12 protein-coding genes are annotated in these 13,252 nt (G+C 72.2%); 7 read left to right on the top strand and 5 right to left on the bottom strand.

Translation table 11 applies throughout. The annotated features are described in order from the left end of the window. Positions 1-55 precede the first annotated feature (55 nt). Complete coding sequence (locus ABZ154_RS09565; protein ID WP_356830665.1) at positions 56-937, top strand: DMT family transporter; 882 nt, start codon at positions 56-58, stop codon at positions 935-937. Positions 938-947: 10 nt separating this feature from the next. Here the strand turns inward: ABZ154_RS09565 and ABZ154_RS09570 are convergent, their stop codons facing one another. After that, the gene (locus ABZ154_RS09570; RefSeq protein ID WP_356830667.1) at positions 948-1,985 is read right to left on the bottom strand and encodes a glutathione S-transferase C-terminal domain-containing protein; all 1,038 of its coding nucleotides are present in this window, start codon (positions 1,983-1,985) and stop codon (positions 948-950) included. Further along, positions 1,982-3,481, bottom strand: coding sequence for an MFS transporter (locus tag ABZ154_RS09575; RefSeq protein WP_356830669.1), 1,500 nt, complete (start codon positions 3,479-3,481; stop codon positions 1,982-1,984). Before ABZ154_RS09575 ends, ABZ154_RS09570 begins: the two co-directional genes overlap by 4 nt. 89 nt (positions 3,482-3,570) lie before the next feature. Between ABZ154_RS09575 and ABZ154_RS09580 the strand changes: the two genes are divergently transcribed. The 3 genes from ABZ154_RS09580 (at position 3,571) to ABZ154_RS09590 (ending at position 8,393) form a co-directional block, all read left to right on the top strand. Further along, complete coding sequence (locus tag ABZ154_RS09580; protein ID WP_356830670.1) at positions 3,571-3,966, top strand: VOC family protein; 396 nt, start codon at positions 3,571-3,573, stop codon at positions 3,964-3,966. A 179-nt stretch (positions 3,967-4,145) separates the two neighbouring features. Beyond that, positions 4,146-5,231, top strand: a complete 1,086-nt coding sequence (locus ABZ154_RS09585) for a glycoside hydrolase family 5 protein (RefSeq protein WP_356830672.1) — start codon at positions 4,146-4,148, stop codon at positions 5,229-5,231. Between the two features lie 753 nt (positions 5,232-5,984). Beyond that, positions 5,985-8,393: an endonuclease/exonuclease/phosphatase family protein gene (locus tag ABZ154_RS09590; protein ID WP_356830674.1), complete on the top strand. Its 2,409-nt coding sequence runs from the start codon at positions 5,985-5,987 to the stop codon at positions 8,391-8,393. A gap of 25 nt (positions 8,394-8,418) precedes the next feature. On the opposite strand, the gene ABZ154_RS09595 is transcribed toward ABZ154_RS09590, so the two are convergent. From ABZ154_RS09595 to ABZ154_RS09605, 3 genes are read right to left on the bottom strand one after another with little or no spacing between them, the layout of a single operon-like run. Beyond that, positions 8,419-9,318 (bottom strand): alpha/beta fold hydrolase, encoded by a 900-nt coding sequence (locus ABZ154_RS09595; RefSeq protein WP_356830675.1) that lies wholly within the window; start codon positions 9,316-9,318, stop codon positions 8,419-8,421. 21 nt (positions 9,319-9,339) lie between these two features. Beyond that, complete coding sequence (locus tag ABZ154_RS09600; protein ID WP_356830677.1) at positions 9,340-10,614, bottom strand: beta-ketoacyl-[acyl-carrier-protein] synthase family protein; 1,275 nt, start codon at positions 10,612-10,614, stop codon at positions 9,340-9,342. Continuing rightward, complete coding sequence (locus ABZ154_RS09605) at positions 10,611-10,844, bottom strand: acyl carrier protein (RefSeq protein WP_356830679.1); 234 nt, start codon at positions 10,842-10,844, stop codon at positions 10,611-10,613. The genes ABZ154_RS09600 and ABZ154_RS09605 overlap by 4 nt, the downstream gene beginning before the upstream one ends. A 283-nt stretch (positions 10,845-11,127) precedes the next feature. Between ABZ154_RS09605 and ABZ154_RS09610 the strand changes: the two genes are divergently transcribed. From ABZ154_RS09610 to ABZ154_RS09620, 3 genes are all read left to right on the top strand, one after another. Then, a complete protein-coding gene (locus tag ABZ154_RS09610; RefSeq protein WP_356830681.1) occupies positions 11,128-11,574 on the top strand; it encodes a nitroreductase family deazaflavin-dependent oxidoreductase in 447 nt (148 codons plus the stop codon). 83 nt (positions 11,575-11,657) lie between these two features. Beyond that, a complete protein-coding gene (locus ABZ154_RS09615; RefSeq protein WP_356830683.1) occupies positions 11,658-12,281 on the top strand; it encodes a GPP34 family phosphoprotein in 624 nt (207 codons plus the stop codon). 110 nt (positions 12,282-12,391) lie between these two features. Beyond that, complete coding sequence (locus tag ABZ154_RS09620) at positions 12,392-13,123, top strand: nitroreductase family protein (protein ID WP_356830685.1); 732 nt, start codon at positions 12,392-12,394, stop codon at positions 13,121-13,123. Positions 13,124-13,252 lie beyond the last annotated feature (129 nt).

The following is a 13,252-nucleotide window of genomic DNA, read 5'->3' on the forward strand; positions in this document are numbered from 1 at the left end:
GCCCACCGGCCCCACGCCCCGCGCGCTCCTCCTCCGCCCGCCCCATGATGAACCGGTGATCAGTGTCCTCTTCGCCGTCCTGACCGCCCTGAGCAACGGCTCCGCCTCGGTGCTCCAGCGCCGGGCGGCGATGAAGGTGCCCGACAGCGAGGCGATGCACCTCTCCCTGATCGGGCATCTGGTGCGCCAGCAGGTGTGGCTGGCCGGGATCGCCCTGGTGATCGTCGCCGCCGTCTGTCAGGCGGTGGCCCTGGCGACCGGGCCGATCTCGGTGGTGCAGCCGATCTTCGTCATCGAGCTGCCCGCGACCCTGCTGCTGGCCGGCTGGATGATGCGGGTCCGGGCGCCGCGCACGGTCTGGTACGGCGTCGCCGCGGTGACCGTCGGTCTCGCGATCGGGCTCGCGTCGGCCGCGCCGATCGACGGCACCGACGCCGTGCGGGGTGCGGACTGGGTCCCGGCACTGCTGCTGACCGCGGCGTTCGAGGCGGCGTTGATCGTCGCCGCGCTGCGGGCGCGCGGCGATGTCCGGGCGGCGCTGCTGGGGCTGGCCGCCGCCTGCGGCTACGCGCTGACGGCGGCTCTGATGAAGGACGCGATGGCGCACCTGGGCCCGGGCGGCGGGGCCGTCGCGCTGCTGACGTCCTGGCAGCTCTACGCGACGGCCGCGGCTGGGGTGGGTGCCCTCTTCCTGCTCCAGAACGCCCTCCACGCCGGCAGTCTGGTGGCCGTGCAGCCGACGCTGACGCTCGGGGACGCGCTGATCAGCATCCTGTACGGGGTGACGCTCTTCGAGGAGGAGCTGCGCACCGGCTGGTGGCTGCTGCCCGAGCTGGCCGGGCTGGGACTGATCGCCACGGGCTGTGTGGTGCTGGCCCGCTCCCCGCTCGCCGCCGGCACGCTCGCACCACAGCCGCCCCCGCCCCGGGTGAGCTGAGGCCCCGGACTCAGACCTGGTCGATCGGCGTGACCCGCTCGTCCTCCCGTACGGGTCCCGGCGGTGTGCCGTCACCGAACGGGCGGCCGCCGAGCCGTTCGCGGTGGTGCGGGGTGGTCCAGCCGGAGAGGTCGGGGCCGAGGGGGACGATGCCGGTCGGGTTGATGCCCGTGTGCACCTGGTAGTAGTGCCGCTTGATGTGGTCGAAGTCGACCGTGTCCCCGAACCCGGGGGTCTGGTAGAGGTCGCGGACGTACGCCCACAGGACGGGGTCCTCGGTGATCTTCGTACGGTTGCACTTGAAGTGTCCGTGGTAGACCGCGTCGAAGCGGACCAGGGTGGTGAAGAGACGGATGTCGGCCTCGGTGATGGTGTCGCCGACCAGGTAGCGGCGGTCAGCGAGGCGGGCGGAGACCTGGTCGAGGCGGGAGAAGAGGGCCTCGTACGCCTCCTCGTACTCCTGCTGGCTGCTGGCGAACCCCGCTTTGTAGACCCCGTTGTTGATGTCCCGGTAGATGCCCTCCATGACCTCGTCGATCTCCGCGCGCAGCGGCTCGGGGTAGAGGTCGGGGGCGCCGGGGCGGTGCAGGGCGGTCCACTCGGTGGCGAGGTCCAGGGTGAGCTGCTGGTAGTCGTTGGTGACCAGCTTGCCGCTCGGTACGTCGACGATCGCGGGCACACTGACGCCGCCGGGGTAGTCGTGCTCCCGGGCGTCGTACGCCTCGCTCAGGTAGCCGATGCCGAGCACCGGGTCCTTGCCGTCCGGGTCCAGGGTGAAGCGCCAGCTGCGGTCGTCCTGGATGGGGTCGGTGACGGCGAGGGAGAGGGCGTCCTCCAGGCCGAGGAGGCGCCGGGAGACCAGGGAGCGGCTGGCCCAGGGGCAGGCGCGGCTGACGACGAGCCGGTAGCGGCCCGCCTCGACGGGCCATCCGTCACGGCCGTCGGCGGTGATGCGGTCGGCGAAGTGGCTGCGGGACCGCTTGAACGGCTTGTGGCCGTAGGAGGTGTTGCCGTCGCTCCCGGCGCTCTTCCCGGATGTGTCGCTCATGCCGCGCTCCTCGTCGGATCGGTGCGTTCTTTCCGTTCACGTCGTCTGCCCCGTCGGTCGGCTCCGACATCGGCCAGCGCCACGATCAGTGCGGTCAGCACGAAGGCGACCGAGACGATCAGGCCGTGGTCGTACGCGTCCGCCCAGCCCTCCGAGCCGACCTGGGCGAAGAACACCGCGCCCACGGCCGCGATCCCCACCGCGGAGCCGACCCGCTGCCCGGTCTGGAGGGTTCCTCCGGCGCTTCCGGCCCGGTGTACGGGGACCTCGGCCAGGGTCAGCGTCTGGTTCGGGGCGATCACCAGACCGCTGCCGAGGCCGGCGAGGAGCAGCGGGGCGGCCATCGCCCAGCCCGCGCCGCTGCCCGGGACCCAGTGGACGGCGAGCGCGGTGCCCGCGAGGCCGAGGGCGACCATCGTGAGTCCGGCCACCACGAGCGGGCGGCCGAACCGCCCGACGAGCCGCCCGCCGATCGAGGCGGCGGCACCCGAGCCGAGGGCGAAAGGGGTGATGGCGAGTCCGGCCTGGAGGGCGGAGTAGTCGAGGCCGGACTGGAGGTAGAGGGTGGTGACGAAGAAGATCGAGGTGAACCCGGCGAAGTAGAGCAGGATCAGCAGGCACCCCAGCCAGTAGGAGCGCAGCCGGAACAGCGAGAGGTCCAGCACCGGGTGGGTGGGCCCGCCCGTGCACCGCGCCTCCCAGGCCACGAACGCCCCGAGCAGAGCGGCGGCGAGCACCACCAGGAACCACTTGCCGTTACCGGGCCACTGCTGGGCCTGGACGAAGGGAAGCAGCAGGGCCAGTACGCCGGCGCCCAGGAGCAGGACGCCGACCGGGTCCAGGTCGCGCGGCCGGACCCGGCCGGCGGAGGGGGTGTCCGGGAGGAGGCGGTGGGCCAGCAGGAGGCAGACGGCGCCGAGCGGGAGGTTGACGTAGAAGACCCAGCGCCAGCCGTGGTCGGGGCCCGCCGCCTGGATGAGCAGACCGCCGAGCAGCGGGCCCACGGCGGTGGAGATCCCGACGACCGTGCCGAACATGCCGAAGGCGCGGCCGCGCTCGCGCCCGGAGAACATCTGCTGGATCAGCGCAGAAATCTGCGGCGAGATCAGGCCGCCCGCGATGCCCTGGACCAGTCGGGCGATGACCAGCCACATGCTGGACTGGGCGGCTCCGCAGGCGGCGGAGGCCAGGGTGAAGAGGGCGAGGCCCGCCATGAAGACGGCCCGGCGGCCGCGCGCGTCGCCGAGGCGCCCGGAGGGGATCAGGAAGAGGCCGAAGGCGAGGGCGTAGCCGGAGAGCACCCATTGGAGGTCGGACTCCGGCGTGTTCAGCCCTTCCCTGATGGACGGTAGGGCCACGTTGACGATGGAGACGTCCAGCAGGGTCATGAACCCCGCCACCAGACAGACCGCCAGCGCCTTCCAGCGCCGGGGGTCGGGGCCGCCGGAGGCGGCGTCGCGTCCGGCCGGGCCGGGTCGCGCCGCGCTCTCTGCCATGGTTCGCACCTTAGGTCGGGCCGGGTGTTTCCTCATCCGGACATCCGGTGCACGGCGTGTCCGGGGTGGCTGCGGGTACCTGTTCCCGCATGACTGTGGAGAAAACGAGCGTTCTCGTCCTTGACTGCGCCGAACCCATGGAGCTGGCGGAGTTCTACGCCGGTCTGCTGGATGCGGAGATACGGATCGGCTCCGACCCGGATTTCGTGGAGATCGTCGGCAACGACGGCGTCCGGCTGGCGATCCGCCGGGACCACGGCTACGCCCCGCCGAGCTGGCCCCGCCCGGAGGACTCCCAGCAGGCCCATCTGCGGATCCTGGTGGGCAGCGACGACATCGACGAGGCCGAGCGTGAGGCGATCTCTCTCGGGGCCAGGCCCGTCGACACCGGTGACAGCAACAGCGGTCCGCGCGATGTCCGGGTGTACGGGGATCCGGCGGGCCACTCGTTCTCGCTGGCGGTGTACCCACTGCCGCAGGGCTGAGGAGCGGGGGCGGGGCGCCGAGGGTCAACGGGCAGGGACAGGCGACTTCTCAAGCCCTTGCGCTCGTTGCGGCGACGGATAGGAAAGTTTCCCAACTCTGTTGCGTCAATTGGAAGGAAGCTTTACTTTCAGTTCTGCCGCCATGGCGCCTCCCACCCCCGTCCGAAGGGAGCACCACCATGCACCAGCGCACCACTTCCGCCACCGAGCCCACCCCCACGGCCGACCGGCGCAGATTCGCCCGCAAGGCCCTGCTCGCCGCGTCCGCGCTCGGCGTGGTCACCGCGCTCCTGGCTCCCGTCCGGGCGGGGGCCGCACCGGCCGCCACCACCACCACTCCCAAGGCCGCGACCCCGCTCGCGGCCAACGGCCGGCTATCCGTCTGCGGCCGCCAGCTCTGTAACGCCTCGGGCCAGGCGGTCGCCCTCAACGGCATGAGCACCCACGGCACCCAGTGGTACGCCCAGTGCGTCACCGACGGGTCGCTCAACGCCCTGGCCACCGACTGGCGCGCCGACGTGCTGCGCGTCTCCACCTACGTACAGGAGGGCGGGTACGAGACCGATCCGGCCGGGTTCACCGCCCGGGCGCAGAAGTTCATCGACGCGGCGCACGCGCGCGGTATGTACGCGGTCATCGACTGGCACATGCTCACGCCGGGCGACCCGAACGCGAACCTCGCGCGGGCCAAGACCTTCTTCACCGCGATGGCGAAGAAGTACAAGGACCACCCGGGCGTGCTCTACGAGATCGCCAACGAGCCCTCGGGAGTGAGCTGGGCGGCCATCAAGTCGTACTCCGAGCAGATCATCCCGGTGATCCGGGCGCAGGATCCCGACGCGGTGGTCCTGGTCGGGACGCGCGCCTGGTCCTCGTTCGGGGTCTCGGAGGGCTCGAACGAGTCGGAGGTCGTGAACAACCCGGTCCGCGCCTCGAACATCATGTACACCTTCCACTTCTACGCGGCGTCGCACCGGGAGGCGTACCTCAGCGCCCTGGACCGGGCCTCCGACAGACTGCCCGTCTTCGTCACGGAGTTCGGGACGCAGAACTACGCGGGCGAGGGCGCCGACGACTTCACGATGTCGCAGCGCTACCTCGACCTGATGAAGCGCAAGAAGATCTCCTGGACCAACTGGAACTACTCCGACGACCACCGCTCCGGTGCCGTCTTCAAGACCGGCACGTGCAACGGCTCCAGCTGGACGGGGACCGGGGTCCTGAAGGAGGCCGGGGTCTGGATCCGCGAGCGCATCCGCCAGTGATCCCGGCCGCACGCATCGAGCCGATCGGCTCCGCGGCAAGGCGCCGTTGAGGACCGACGGAGTGTACCGGCATCTCGCGCCGACAGGTTGGTGCCGTTCGCGGGCGGGGTGATGTCGAAGCGGGCCGCCCGGCGCTCGGTGCGGCTGGAGGCCGGCTGCTCGCCGCCCTTGCGGTGGCGGTCGGCCGGCTGCCGCCCCGCGGGCTCCAGGACAGCACCCCGAGCCTGCGGGGGCCGATCCCCTTCGGCCGGGCGGTCTCCGCGCTCTCCCGGACCAGCTCGCGGGCCGACAGGTGGCCGACGTGGCCGGTCAGCGCCGCCGGTCAGCGCCGCCGGTCAAGAGTCCCGGTGAGGCGGGCGGCATTGGAGCAGGCGACCGGCCCGCGGTCAGGATCGCGCTCAGCACGGAGCCGGTGCCGGAGATCCGGCGGGCGGGCGGCGGTCGAACGCGTTCAGACCTGGTGACACGCCGCCGGAGCACTCGCGTATCAGGTCGACGTGACCTCGCGTCGCCACGTGTGCGGATCGCCGCGCCGCGCAACGCGGCCGGAACGGCGTAACCCGGTCGAACCGTTGACCACATGACGGACGGCCGTCTCACGGAGGCGCGCTGCCCGGACCGTGCCTCACGTGACGGGGCCCGGTGTCCTGTTCTCCATCCGGATGATGCCGGGAATTAACCGGTGATGCCTTGTCATGCCCTGTTCTACGCGCATAGCTTTTGGCTCTTACCACCGAGCTGAGGGGCACCTCCGTGCAGATATCCAGATCCGGTTCCGTCCTGCTGACCGGCGCCGTCGCCGTCGCGCTCGCGGTGACCGCCCTTCCCGCCGCCCAGGCGGCCCCGTCCGCCACCGCGGTGATCTCCGAGGTGTACGGCGGCGGGGGCAACTCCGGCGCGACGCTGACCCGGGACTTCGTCGAGCTGGCCAACGCCGGTTCCACACCGTTCGAGGTCGGCGGCTTCAGCGTGCAGTACCTGCCGGGCGCTCCGTCGGCCGGTTCGCAGTGGCAGGTCTCCGCACTCACCGGGGCGATCGCGCCCGGCGGCCGCTACCTGGTCGCCCAGGCCGCGGGCACCGGCGGCACCGTCGCCCTGCCCACCCCGGACGCGACCGGCACCATCGCCATGGCCGCCGGAAGCGGCACCGTCGCCCTGGTCGCCGGCACCACGCCGCTCACCTGCAAGACCGCGGCGGACTGCGCGGCGGAGCCCCGGATCGTGGACCTGGTCGGCTACGGTTCCGCGGTCGTCCGGGAGGGCAGCGGCCCGGCCCCCGCCGCCTCGGCCACCGCGTCCGTCTCCCGGGCCGCCTCCCTCGCCGACACCGACGACAACGCCGCCGACCTCTCCGCCGGAGCCCCGACCCCCGTCAACGCGGCGGGCGAGACGTCCGGCGGCGGCCAGGAGCCGGAGGAGCCCGGCCCGACCGAGCCCGGTGCCGTACGGATCCACGACATCCAGGGCACCACCCGCATCTCCCCGCTGGACGGCACGGAGGTCACCGGCGTGCCGGGCACCGTCACCGGCGTACGGGCCACGGGTTCACGCGGCTTCTGGATCCAGGAGACCGCACCCGACGAGGACGCACGGACCAGCGAGGGCCTGTTCGTCTACACCGGCTCCGCCGCACCGGCGGTCAAGGTCGGCGACGCGGTCCTGGTGAGCGGCAAGGTGGCCGAGTACTACCCGGGTACCGGCACCCAGTCGATCACCCAGCTCACCGCGCCGCGCACCACCGTCCTCTCCTCCGGCAACGCACTGCCCGCGCCGGTCGTCCTCGACGCCCGCTCGGTGCCCGGCCGTTACGTGCCCTCGGCGGGCGGCGGCGCGATCGACGCGCTGCCCCTGGAGCCGAAGCGCTACGCCCTGGACCTGTACGAGGCCCTGGAGGGCGTCCGGGTCCAGATCGCCGACACCCGGGTGACCGGGGCGACGACGGCGTACGACGAGATCTGGGTGACGGTCAAGCCCAAGGAGAACCCGACCCGGCGCGGCGGCACGCTCTACGCCTCGTACACGGACCAGAACACCGGCCGCCTCAAGGTGATGTCGCTGGACCCGGCGCAGCCGATTCCCACGGCGAACGTGGGCGACGTGCTGAAGGGCCGCACCACCGGCGTACTCGACTACGCCTCCTACGGCGGCTACAACGTGCAGGCCACCGAGCTGGGCACGCACGTCGACAAGAAGCTGCGGCGCGAGGTGACCCGCAAGCAGAAGAAGGACGAGCTCGCGGTCGCCACGTACAACGTGGAGAACCTGGACGCGGCCGACCCGCAGGCCAAGTTCGACACGCTGGCCGAGGGCGTCGCGGTCAACCTCGCCTCCCCCGACATCGTCTCGCTGGAGGAGATCCAGGACGACAACGGTCCGGTCAACGACGGCACGGTGGGCTCCGAGGCGACGCTGAAGCGGTTCACGGACGCGATCGTCGCGAAGGGCGGCCCGCGCTACGCCTGGCGCTACATCGCCCCCGAGAACAACAAGGACGGCGGCGAGCCCGGCGGCAACATCCGCAACGTCTTCCTCTACAACGCCGAGCGGGTCTCCTTCGCCGACCGGCCGGGCGGCGACGCCACCACTCCGGTCCAGGCGGTGAAGACCTGGAAGGGCGTCGAGCTCTCCGCCTCGCCCGGCCGGATCAACCCGGCGAGCCCGGCATGGGGGGCCAGCCGCAAGCCGCTGGTGGGCGAGTTCACCTTCCGGGGCAAGCCGGTCTTCGTCATCGGCAACCACTTCGGCTCCAAGGGCGGCGACCAGCCGCTGCACGGCCGCTACCAGGAGCCGACCCGCTCCTCGGAGACGAAGCGGATCCAGCAGGCCGCCGAGGTGAACGCCTTCGTCACCTCGCTGCTGAAGGCGGACAGGTCGGCGCAGGTGGTGGCGCTGGGAGACTTCAACGACTTCGAGTTCTCCCCGACGTTCAAGGCGCTGACCAAGGGCAAGGTGCTCAAGCCCCTGATCGAGACGCTGCCCTCCTCGGAGCGGTACAGCTACGTCTTCGACGGCAATGCGCAGACGCTGGACCACATCCTGACGAGCCCGGCGATCCGGCGCTTCGACTACGACGTGGTGCACATCAACGCCGAGTTCGCCGACCAGGCGAGCGACCACGACCCGCAGGTGGTCCGTGTGAAGACCAACGGCCTCTGGTACTGAACCCGGGGCTCGGCGGGCCGGACGCTCAGGTCCGGCCCGCCGGGGCACCCGCCTGGCGCGGCAGGCTGACGGGGGCGGTCGTAGGCGTCCCCTCCAGGAAGAACCGTGACACGAGCTCCGCCACCTCGACGGCCCGCTCCAGGACCACCCAGTGGTCGGACTCCGGAACCGTCAGGAACCGGCTGCCCTCGATGGTCGCCGCGAACTCCCGCTGCCGCTCCGGCGAGGTCACCGTGTCGTGCTCCCCGGCGAAGACCAGTGCCGGTACGCCGCTCAGCCCGCCGGAGAAGTCCGGCCGGTCGGCCAGCGCCCGGTAGAGCGAGTTGGTCGCGTGCGGCGAGTGGGTGAGCGCGTGCAGGAACGAGCGGCGTACGTAGCGTCGGGCCAACTCCCTCCGGTGCACGTGCCGTTCGGGATCCAGGCACATCAGCGCGTCGGCGGCCATCGCCGCGAAGCCCTCGCGGTCCCCGCCCGCCAGCACCTCCCGCGCCCGCTCCCAGCCCTCCACCTGGGCCTCGTCGATATGGACCGGTACGCCGCCGAGGGCGAGCCGGGCGACCCGCTCGGGATGGAGCTGGGCGAAGCCGAAGGCGATGGCGGTGCCGTAGGAGAAGCCGAAGAGGTTCAGCCGGGGGGCGCCGAGGTCGTCGGCGATCTGGAGCACGGCCCGGCACAGGAGGCCGGCGCTCGGGCCGGGCGGCAGGGGGTCGGCGGAACCCATGCCGGGCAGGTCGGCGGTGACCACGTCGGTGGCCGGGCCCAGGTGGTCGTCCATCTGGGGCCACCCGTACATGCCCTGGAGGGCGCCGCCGAGGACGAGCGCGGGTTCGGTGACGGGGGCGCCGCTGCCGGAGGCGTGCGGCAGGACGCGGTAGCCGTAACGCACTCCGTCCACCGACAGCGTCCGGATGATCTCCTCGGGCATCTTTCGCCAACTCCCTACTGCTCAGGCCCTGGTGAGGACGAGCGCCGCGTTGTGACCGCCGAAGCCGAGCGAGGTCTTCACCGCGCAGTCGAAGGAGGCGCTGCGGGCCTCCTTGGCGACGACGTCCATCTCGATCAGCGGGTCGGGCGCGTCGAGGTTGACTGTGGGCGGGACCAGTTGGTGCTGGAGGGCCAGCACGGTCAGCGCGGCCTCGATGCCGCCCGCCGCGCCGAGGGTGTGCCCGGTCATCGCCTTGGTGGAGGTCACCAGAGGGCTTTTCCCGAGGACGCGGCGGAGCATGGTGGCCTCGATGAGGTCGTTGGAGAGCGTCGAGGTGCCGTGCGCGTTGACGTGTCCCACGTCGGCCGGGGAGAGCCCGGCGTCCGCGAGGGCGGTGCGCAGGGCACGTTCGATGCCGAGTCCGTCGGGGTCCGGCGCAACGGCGGAGTGGGCGTCGCTGGAGGCTCCGTAGCCGCGGACATGGGCGCGGACGGTGGCGCCCCGGGCGCGGGCGTGCTCGGGGTGTTCCAGGACGAGGAGGCCCGCTCCCTCGCCGACGACGAAGCCGTCGCGGTGGGTGTCGAAGGGGCGGCAGGCGGCCGTGGGGTCCTCGCGGCGGGTGGAGACGGCCTTGAGGCTGCAGGCGCTGGCCAGCAGGAGGCGGGTGCAGGTGGATTCGGCGCCGCCCGCGATGACGATGTCGCAGGCCCCGGAGCGGAGCATCTGGTGGGCGGTGCCGATGGCGACGGTGCCGGAGGAGCAGGCGGTGGAGACGGCCTGGCTGGGGCCCTGCACGCCGAGGTCCAGACTGACGCTGCTGGCCGCGCCGTTGACGACGCTGAGGGGGGCGAGCTTCGGGGAGACCCGGCGGGCGCCGCGCGCGGTGAGGGCGGCGTGCTGCTCGTCGTAGAAGGGGAGCCCGCCGTGGGCCGAGCCGATGACGATGCCGACCCGGCCGCTGTCCCAGAGAGCCGGGTCGAGCCCGGCGTCCGCGACCGCCTCCCGGGCGGCGATGACGGCGAGCTGGGCGAACCGGTCCATCAGCCGCTGGGCGGCCACCCCGAGCACCTCGCGCGGGTCGCAGTCGGTGACGGAGTAGAAGAAGTCGCAGGGCAGGCCGTCCAGTTCGGGCCGGGGGCCGACGGACGGGGCGAGCGATGCGGTGACACCGCGCCAGGCGGCCCGGGCGCCCGTACCGGCCGCGGTGACCAGGCCGACCCCGGTGACGGCGGCGGCGAACGGGGGAAGCGGCGTACGGCGGTAGGGACCGGCAGCGCGGGCCGCTGGGGCGCTCACGCGGTGGCCTTGACGTGGACGACCTCGACCAGTCGGCCGAGGGTGTCACGCGAGGTGAGCGCGACGTCCTCCAGGTCGACGTCCAGCCGGTCCTCGATGAGCAGCCGCAACTCCTCCAGGGCGAGGGAGTCCAGCCGCAGCCGGTGCAGCGGAACGTCGGGGCGCAGCGCCTCGGGGTCGGTTCCGAACTTCGCTACCAGCAGGGCGCTGATCTCTTCCGAGGTGCTCATTGGCGCTCCTGGGCTCAGTGACGCGGTGACGCCGGCCGCGCGGTTGGGGGTGAGGTGGGGAGGGGCCATCGGGGGACGCCGGCTGCTCCGGAAGGACCCTTTATACGCCTTCACCGACGGGTTCCCGGCCCGCGTTCCCCCGTGCGGTGGGAGCCCTGTCCAGGTGTACGAATCCCCCGGTGCGGCCGGACGGGGGTGCAGGATGGAGGGACGGACCGTTCGAGAAGAAGGAACGGACCGTACGAGGTGAGGGAACGGACCGCACGAGGCGAAGGAGAGGCACATGGCGGCGGAAGCGGACGGCACGGCGGAGGCCGAGGTCAGCCCCACCGGCTGGGTGGCCCGGCAGGCCGAGCTGTACGAGTCGTCCGGCGGAACGAAGGGCACGACCCAGCTCGGGGTCCCGTGCCTGCTGATGGACTACGTGGGGCGGCGCAGCGGGGTCGTACGGCGGACGGTGCTGATGTACGGGCGGGACGGCGAGGACTACCTGATCGTGGCGTCCAACGGCGGCTCGGACCACCCGCCGCTCTGGTACCTGAACCTCCAGGCGAACCCCGAGGTCGGACTCCGGGTGGGCACCGAGCGCTTCCCGGCCGTCGCGGCGACCCTCCCGGCCGAGGAGAAGGCCCGGGTCTGGCCGGGCCTGGTGGAGCTGTTCCCGCGCTATGCGCAGTACCAGGCGGGCACCGGGCGCGACATCCCGGTGGTCCGGCTGACGCGGAACTGACCCGGGCCCGGCCGCCCGGGCGGCGTGATACTGATCGCCCCAGCCTTGCCGATTCTCTGTCGATGTTCCGAGAGGAGCCGTTCATGACCACGGCGAAAGACCTGTTCATCATCACCATGCATCCGAGGCCGGAGCGTTCCGTGGGGCAGGGCGACCTGTCGCTCGCCCTCGCGGGAGCCGAGCTGATCGATCTGATCGACGCGGGGACCGTCACCGTGGACGACGACCGCATCGTGCCGGGCGAGCCGTCGGCGGCGGAGGACCGGCTCCTCGGCGAGGCCGCGGCCCTGCTCACCCGGCAGCCGCCCCACGAGCTGATCGAGGACTGGCTGTGGCGGCGGGGCCGGGACCTCTCGGCCGCTTACCAGGCCGCGCTGGAGGAGGACGGTGAACTGACCCGGAAGCGGAGCGGCAGGCTGCCCTTCGGCCCGGAGCGCGTGGAACCGGCCGACACGCCCGCCCGGCGCGGGGCGGCCGAGCGCCGGGAGGCGAGGGAACCCGTCCTGGCCGCACTCGCGTCGGCGGTGGGCGTCGAGGGCGACCGGCCCGAGAGCGCCGAGGACGCCGAGGGCGAGCCGGGCCTCGGCGGCGAGGCGGTGACGGCCGTGGTGACCGCCGTCCACGACGCGGTGATGGAGCTGGAAGCCGTACGTCAGCGGCGGACGATCGAGAACTCGGCCTTCGCCAATCTCTGGCGCGGCCCCTGAGGCGGAGGAGCACACGGCCCCCGGAGCGGAGGAGCACCGCGGCCCCCGGGCCGCATCGGAGGAGAGCACCCCCTGCCGTGAGTGGGGAGTTCTGCCTAGACTCCGCGATCATGACCATGAAAACGGTTCAGGCCGACCCGTCCGCCCTCGGCGGCCCCGCTCTCTTCGACACCATGTCCACCATGCGCGCCATGCGCCGCCTCAAGCCGGACGCCGTGCCGGACGAGACGGTCGACCAGCTCATACAGGCCGCCGTCTGGGGGCCCAGCGGCGGCAACATGCAGTGTTACGAGTACGTCGTGGTGACCGACCGCGAGGTGATGGCCCGGCTCGCGCCGCTGTGGAAGCGGTGCGTGGACTCCTACCTCGCGACGACCGGGAAGTACGCGCCGGAGGGCATGGACGAGGCGGCGTACGGGCGGATGGTGGCGGCGATCGAGTACCAGCGCGACCACTTCGCCGACACTCCCGCGCTGATCGTGCCGTGCTACCGCTTCCCGGCGCCACGGCTGGACGAGGAGGGGCTGACCGCCTCCGCGCAGGCGCTCGGCCCGGAGGCGAGTGAGCGGATGATGGCCTCTCAGACGCGGTTCCAGGCGCTGGCGGAGGGTTCCTGCGTCTACCCCGGCGTCCAGAACCTGCTGCTCGCGGCACGGGGGCTCGGGCTCGCGGCGAACATCACCATCTGGCACCTGTTCCTGGAGCAGGAGTGGAAGCAGGAGCTCGGCATTCCGGAGGACATGGCGACGTTCGCCGCCGTTCCGGTGGGGTGGCCGCAGGGCAACTTCGGACCGGTCCGGCGCCGCCCGGTGGCGGACGTCATCCACCGGAACCGCTGGTAGCGCGGGCGGGGCCGTTCGGCCCATCGCGTCCCCTGTCGGGTGACGCACCCGTCACCCGACAGGCCCTAATTTCCCGTCAACTCCCTTACGTTGCGGGCCGGTTGCATGACACGCCGCAACACGGCCGTC

Origin of the sequence: Streptomyces sp. NPDC006261, from assembly GCF_040613515.1 — a bacterium.
In the GTDB taxonomy this organism is placed as follows: Bacteria; Actinomycetota; Actinomycetes; order Streptomycetales; family Streptomycetaceae; genus Streptomyces.

Bases quoted from the DNA above. Each gene is read 5' to 3' on its own strand.
- ABZ154_RS09570 (WP_356830667.1), bottom strand. From the start codon at position 1,985: ATGAGCGACACATCCGGGAAGAGCGCCGGGAGCGACGGCAACACCTCC.
- ABZ154_RS09575 (WP_356830669.1), bottom strand. From the start codon at position 3,481: ATGGCAGAGAGCGCGGCGCGACCCGGCCCGGCCGGACGCGACGCCGCC.
- ABZ154_RS09580 (WP_356830670.1), top strand. From the start codon at position 3,571: ATGACTGTGGAGAAAACGAGCGTTCTCGTCCTTGACTGCGCCGAACCC.
- ABZ154_RS09585 (WP_356830672.1), top strand. From the start codon at position 4,146: ATGCACCAGCGCACCACTTCCGCCACCGAGCCCACCCCCACGGCCGAC.
- ABZ154_RS09595 (WP_356830675.1), bottom strand. From the start codon at position 9,318: ATGCCCGAGGAGATCATCCGGACGCTGTCGGTGGACGGAGTGCGTTAC.
- ABZ154_RS09605 (WP_356830679.1), bottom strand. From the start codon at position 10,844: ATGAGCACCTCGGAAGAGATCAGCGCCCTGCTGGTAGCGAAGTTCGGA.
- ABZ154_RS09610 (WP_356830681.1), top strand. From the start codon at position 11,128: ATGGCGGCGGAAGCGGACGGCACGGCGGAGGCCGAGGTCAGCCCCACC.
- ABZ154_RS09615 (WP_356830683.1), top strand. From the start codon at position 11,658: ATGACCACGGCGAAAGACCTGTTCATCATCACCATGCATCCGAGGCCG.
- ABZ154_RS09620 (WP_356830685.1), top strand. From the start codon at position 12,392: ATGACCATGAAAACGGTTCAGGCCGACCCGTCCGCCCTCGGCGGCCCC.